The 5,669-nt window shown below is 70.2% G+C and carries 2 protein-coding genes; both read left to right on the forward strand.

All coding sequences use genetic code 11. The features are described from left to right. Window positions 1-1,836 (forward strand): primosomal protein N' (locus G3O06_RS46055; protein ID WP_205820057.1); only part of this gene is annotated, 1,836 nt, incomplete at its 5' end. A 388-nt stretch (window positions 1,837-2,224) separates the two neighbouring features. Then, window positions 2,225-5,669, forward strand: a 3,445-nt coding sequence (gene putA, locus G3O06_RS46060) for a trifunctional transcriptional regulator/proline dehydrogenase/L-glutamate gamma-semialdehyde dehydrogenase (RefSeq protein WP_205820058.1), incomplete at its 3' end; no start/stop codon positions are given.

Genomic DNA, 5,669 nt, shown 5'->3' on the forward strand with positions numbered 1-5,669 from the left:
CGGCGGCTCGCGCAGGCGCTGGTCGACACCGGCTCGCTGGCGCTGCCCGATGCGCGCGCGCTGCACCCGAAGGCGGCGGCCACGCTCGACGACTGGGCGGCACGCGGCTGGGTCGACGTCGAGGAGATCGGCTGGGCCGATGCGCCTGTGCCCAAAGCTGTGGATAACCTGTTGGCAGCCGGTGGACGAACTGTGCCGCCGGCACTCACGGACCAGCAGGCCGAGGCGCTCGACGCGATCCGCGCCGCGCAGGGCTTCGCACCGTTCCTGCTGCACGGCGTGACGGGCAGCGGCAAGACCGAGGTCTATCTGCATGCGCTCGCGTCGCTGCTCGATGCGCGGCCGGACGCGCAGGCGCTCGTACTCGTCCCCGAAATCAACCTGACGCCGCAGTTCGAGGCCGCGTTTCGCGCGCGCTTCGCGGGGGTGCTCGCCGACGACGCGATCGTCACGCTGCACAGCGGGCTCGCCGAGGGCGAGCGGGCGCGCAACTGGCTTGCCGCCCATACGGGCCGCGCGCGGATCGTGCTCGGCACGCGCCTCGCGGTGCTCGCGTCGATGCCGACGCTCGCGCTGGTCGTCGTCGACGAGGAGCACGAGCCTGCGTACAAGCAGCAGGAAGGGCTGCGCTATTCGGCACGCGATCTCGCCGTGTGGCGCGCGAAGCAGCTCGGCATCACGGTCGTGCTCGGCTCGGCGACGCCGTCGCTCGAAAGCTGGTGGCAGGCCGAGCAGGGCCGCTACACGCGGCTCACGCTGTCGCGCCGCGCGGTGGCCGACGCGACGCTGCCGACCGTGCGGCTGATCGACCTCGAAGAGGAACGGCGGCGCGGGCGCGCGTCGATGGGCGGGCTGTCGGGGCCGCTCGTCTCGGCGCTGAAGGCGCGGCTCGAGCGCGGCGAACAGAGCCTCGTGTTCCTGAACCGGCGCGGTTACGCGCCGCAGCTCGCGTGCGATGCATGCGGCTGGGTCGCCGGCTGCCCGCGCTGTAGCGCATACGTCGTGCTGCACAAGCCCGAGCACGCGCTGCGCTGCCATCACTGCGGCTGGGAGGCGCGCATTCCACGATCGTGCCCCGAGTGCGGGAACGTCGACATCGCGCCGCTCGGGCGCGGCACGCAACGGATCGAGGAGGCGCTCGCCGAGGCGGTGCCGGGCGCGCGCGTGCTGCGGATCGACGCGGACAGCACGCGCCGCAAGGGCAGCGCGCAGGCGCTCTTTTCCGATGTGCACGCGGGCGAGATCGATATCCTCGTCGGCACGCAGATGATCGCGAAGGGGCACGACTTCCAGCGCGTGTCGCTCGTCGGTGTGCTCAATGCGGACACCGCGCTGTTCTCGCACGACTTCCGCGCGAGCGAACGGCTGTTTGCGCAGCTGATGCAGGTGAGCGGCCGCGCGGGGCGCGCGGGGCTGCCGGGCGAGGTGCTCGTGCAGACGCGTTACCCGCGTCACGCGCTGTACCACGCGCTCGGGCGGCAGGATTACGTCGGCTTTGCGAATTCGACGCTCGGCGAGCGCCGCGACGCGCACCTGCCGCCGTTCGTCTACCAGGCGCTGCTGCGCGCCGAAGGGCGCACGCTCGACGCGGCGCTCGCGTTCCTGCTGCAAGCCGCGGCCGCGTTGCCGGGGCTGCCGGGCGCCGATCGCGTGACCGTGTACGACGCGGTGCCGATGACGATCGTCAAGGTCGCGAACGTCCATCGCGCGCAGCTGCTGCTCGAAAGCGCGTCGCGGGCGGCGCTGCAGCATGCGCTGCGCGCATGGCAGCCGGAGCTGCGCGCGCTGAAGGGCGTGTTGCGGTGGGGCGTCGAGGTGGATCCGCTGGATATCTGAGCCGAGCGGCGCGCCATCCGGCCGTCGCGCGGCGTGCGGCTGTGTTGCACCCCGGGCCACCGGGCCGGGTACCCCCGAACCGCCTCCTGCCGCTCGGCCGCGCCCGGGCGCCGCGCCTCCCGTCACACCCAGTGCAACCCGTTTTCGTCCGCCGCCACGCGCGCGGAAGGTTGCGCACGCATGTCAAATCGGCCCGCTCAGGGAAAACACCGATCCTCCGACCACGGGCAACTCCTAGGTTGCAACCGCATAAGTGGCTGATTATATTGAGTAACTTATGGGTGCAACCTATCTCGCAATTTGGTTGCACCTTTTTATTGCGTGCCGTAGGATTTCGCGCATCCTCTCACACCATATTGCCGGGCTCGCACCGGCGCACGAACCCACCATGGCAAGCACGACTCTCGGCGTCAAAGTCGACGACCTTCTCCGCTCGCGCCTCAAGGACGCCGCCGCGCGTCTCGAGCGCACCCCCCACTGGTTGATCAAGCAGGCGATCTTCGCGTATCTCGAGCGGATCGAGCACGGCCAGTTGCCGCCCGAGCTGTCGGGCCACAGCGGCGTCACGGAGCTTGCCGACGGCCAGGCCGCGGACGGCGACGACGACAACTCGCCGCACCCGTTCCTCGAGTTCGCGCAGAACGTGCAGCCGCAATCGGTGCTGCGCGCGGCGATCACGGCCGCGTACCGCCGCCCCGAGCCGGAGTGCGTGCCGTTCCTGCTCGGCCAGGCGCGCCTGCCCGCGAACCTGCAGGCGGACGTGCAGGCGCTCGCGACGAAGCTCGTCGAGGCGCTGCGCGAGAAGAGCTCGGGCGGCGGCGTCGAAGGGCTGATCCACGAGTTCTCGCTGTCGAGCCAGGAAGGCGTCGCGCTGATGTGCCTCGCCGAAGCGCTGCTGCGCATTCCCGATCGCGCGACGCGCGATGCGCTGATCCGCGACAAGATCAGCAAGGGCGACTGGCGCTCGCACGTCGGCCACGCGCCGTCGCTGTTCGTGAACGCGGCGACCTGGGGGCTGATGATCACCGGCAAGCTGGTGACGACCAACAGCGAAGCGGGGCTGTCGTCGGCGCTGACGCGCCTGATCGGCCGCGGCGGCGAGCCGCTGATCCGCAAGGGCGTCGACATGGCGATGCGCCTGATGGGCGAGCAGTTCGTCACCGGCGAGACGATTTCCGAAGCGCTCGCAAACAGCCGCAAGTACGAAGCGCGCGGCTTCCGCTACTCGTACGACATGCTCGGCGAAGCGGCGACGACCGAAGAGGACGCGCAGCGCTACTACGCGTCGTATGAACAGGCGATCCACGCGATCGGCAAGGCGGCCGGCGGCCGCGGTATCTACGAAGGCCCGGGCATCTCGATCAAGCTGTCGGCGCTGCACGCGCGCTACTCGCGCTCGCAGCAGGACCGCACGATGAGCGAGCTGCTGCCGCGCGTGCGCGCGCTCGCGCTGCTCGCACGCCGCTACGACATCGGCCTGAACATCGACGCGGAAGAAGCCGACCGCCTCGAACTGTCGCTCGACCTGCTCGAGGCGCTGTGCTTCGATCCGGATCTCGCGGGCTGGAACGGCATCGGCTTCGTCGTGCAGGGCTACCAGAAGCGCTGCCCGTTCGTGATCGACTACCTGATCGATCTCGCGCGCCGCAGCCGTCACCGCCTGATGATCCGCCTCGTGAAGGGCGCTTACTGGGATACCGAGATCAAGCGTGCGCAGGTCGACGGCCTCGAAGGCTATCCGGTCTATACGCGCAAGATCTACACCGACGTGTCGTACCTCGCGTGCGCGAAGAAGCTGCTCGCGGCGCCGGACGCCGTCTACCCGCAGTTCGCGACGCACAACGCGCACACGCTGGCCGCGATCTACCAGCTCGCGGGCCAGAACTACTACCCGGGCCAGTACGAATTCCAGTGCCTGCACGGGATGGGCGAGCCGCTGTACGAGGAAGTCACGGGCCGCGACAAGCTGAACCGTCCGTGCCGCGTGTACGCACCGGTCGGCACGCACGAGACGCTGCTCGCGTACCTGGTGCGCCGCCTGCTCGAGAACGGCGCGAACACGTCGTTCGTGAACCGCATCGCGGATAAAACCGTGGCGGTGAAGGAGCTGGTCGCCGATCCGGTCGACGAAGCATCGAAGGTCGTGCCGCTGGGCGCGCCGCACGCGAAGATCCCGCTGCCGCGCAACCTGTACGGCGACGAGCGTCCCAACTCGATGGGCCTCGACCTGTCGAACGAACACCGTCTCGCGTCGCTGTCGTCCGCACTGCTCGCGAGCGCGCATTTCCCGTGGCGCGCGGCGCCGATGCTCGCCGACGACACGCTCGCCGACGCGCCGGCCCGCGACGTGCGCAACCCGGCCGACCAGCGCGACCTGGTCGGCACGGTCAGCGAAGCGACGGCCGAACACGTGAGCGCGGCGCCCGCGCACGCGGTGGCCGCCGCGCCGATCTGGCAGGCGACGCCGGTCGATGCACGTGCCGATTGCCTGGTGCGCGCGGCCGACCTGCTCGAAGCGCAGATGCACACGCTGATGGGCCTGATCGTGCGCGAAGCCGGCAAATCGCTGCCGAACGCGATCGCCGAGATCCGCGAAGCGGTCGACTTCCTGCGCTACTACGCAGCGCAGATCCGCGACGAATTCTCGAACGACACGCACCGCCCGCTCGGTCCCGTGGTCTGTATCAGCCCGTGGAACTTCCCGCTCGCGATCTTCATGGGCCAGGTGGCCGCGGCACTCGCCGCCGGCAACACGGTGCTCGCGAAGCCGGCCGAACAGACGCCGCTGATCGCCGCCCAGGCCGTGCGCCTGCTGCGCGAGGCCGGCGTGCCGGCCGGCGCGGTACAGCTGCTGCCGGGCACCGGCGAGACCGTCGGTGCGGCGCTGGTGGCCGATGCGCGTACCCGCGCGGTGATGTTCACCGGCTCGACCGAAGTCGCGCGCCTGATCAACAAGACGCTGTCCTCGCGCCTCGACCCGGACGGCAAGCCGATCCCGCTGATCGCGGAAACCGGTGGCCAGAACGCGATGATCGTCGATTCGTCGGCGCTCGCGGAGCAGGTCGTCGCGGACGTGATGCAGTCGTCGTTCGACTCGGCCGGTCAACGGTGTTCGGCGCTGCGCGTTCTGTGTCTGCAGGACGACGTTGCGGACCGCACGTTGACGATGCTCAAGGGCGCGATGCACGAACTGGCGCTCGGCAACCCCGACCGTCTGTCGACGGACGTCGGCCCGGTGATCGACGGTGAAGCGAAGCAGACGATCGACACGCACGTCGAGGCGATGAAGGACAAGGGGCACGGCGTTACGCAGCTGCCGGCGCCCGAGGCCTGCGCGCACGGCACGTTCGTGCCGCCGACGCTGATCGAGATCGGCAGCATCGACGAGCTGAAGCGCGAAGTGTTCGGCCCCGTGCTGCACGTGGTGCGCTACCGCCGCAGCCAGCTCGACAAGCTGCTGGAGCAGATCCGCGCGACCGGCTACGGCCTGACGCTCGGCATCCACACGCGGATCGACGAGACGATCGCGCACGTGATCTCGAATGCGCACGTCGGCAACATCTACGTGAACCGCAACGTGATCGGCGCGGTGGTCGGCGTGCAGCCGTTCGGCGGCGAAGGGCTGTCGGGCACGGGCCCGAAGGCGGGCGGCGCGCTGTACCTGCAGCGCCTGCTCGCGACGCGTCCGTCGGGCCTGCCGCGTTCGCTCGCGCAGGCGCTGATCGCGGACGGCGCGGTGGAGGGCGACGCGCGCGGCAACCCGGCGGCGGCGCTCACGACGCTGCGCGACTGGCTGATCGAGCAGCGCGAGCCGGCGCTGGCCGCGCGTTGCG

Origin of the sequence: Burkholderia sp. Ac-20345 (assembly GCF_017104825.1) — a bacterium.
GTDB lineage: Bacteria > Pseudomonadota > Gammaproteobacteria > Burkholderiales > Burkholderiaceae > Burkholderia > Burkholderia lata_B.